This window comes from Bradyrhizobium uaiense (assembly GCF_010811875.1).
GTDB classification, from domain to species: Bacteria; Pseudomonadota; Alphaproteobacteria; order Rhizobiales; family Xanthobacteraceae; genus Bradyrhizobium; species Bradyrhizobium uaiense.
In genome coordinates, this window is sequence record NZ_VKHP01000521.1 from 1 (window position 1) to 948 (window position 948).

At 63.6% G+C, this 948-nt stretch carries 1 protein-coding gene; it reads right to left on the reverse strand.

All coding sequences use genetic code 11. The annotated features are described in order from the left end of the window. The coding region (locus FNJ47_RS46235; protein WP_163163457.1) for an ABC transporter permease/substrate-binding protein at positions 1 to 948 on the reverse strand (948 nt) is incomplete at both ends.

The window sequence follows — 948 nt, forward strand, 5'->3', positions numbered from 1 at the left end:
AGGCGTTCTCGAAACCGAGCGCGCCGAGCAGGGTGATGTCCTGCTTTGCCAGGATCTCCTTCAACTCGGCGAGCAATGTTTCGCGCGGCGGCATATCGGTACGGTGAAACTGGTTGACCCACAGCGTCCCGGAATAATCCACATAGACGTCGATGTTGTTGGCCGCGAGTGCCTGGAAAATCACGCTGGAGCCGAGGCCCTCGCGCGTCGAGGCCTGCAATCCCGCCGCCTGCAGCCGCTGTTCAATCAGCGCGGAGAGCACATATTGCTCGGTAAACGTTTTGGCGCCGATGACGTAGGTCGATGGGGTCCGTGCCATCGAAGGGATCAGCGTCGCTGCGACCAGTGCGGCGATCCCGACGCTGCCGAGCAGGGTGCGGAGGCGTTTGCGCTCGCGCAATCCGCGCTCGATGAGCGTTAATAGTTGATCGACCGCGAGCGCTAGTAGCGCCGAGGCGGAGCAGCCGAACAGCACGAGCACCCAGTTCTGGGTCTGTAATCCGGCGAAGATGTAATTGCCGAGGCTGGTCTGCCCGATCGGCGTCGATAATGTCGCGGTCCCGATCACCCATACCGCCGAGGTGCGGATGCCGGCCATGATCACCGGCAGCGCCAACGGCAATTCCACCGTGAACAGCGATTGCCGCGCCGTCATACCGACCCCTTGCGCCGCCTCAAGCAGCGCGGGATCGACGCCGTTCAGCCCTGTGATGGTGTTGCGCAGCACCGGCAGCATGGAATAGAGCGCCAGCGCCAGCATGGCGGGCAAAAACCCGAACGCGGAAAAGTCGAAGCCGAACCAACGAAGCGTCAACGACGCGATGGCGAGCAGAAGCGGGTAGAACAGCGCGAGCAGCGCCAATCCCGGCACGGTCTGGACGACACTGGCGAGGCCGAGCAGGACGCCGCGGATCACGGCATGGTTGCGCGCAAGGATCGCGAGCGGCA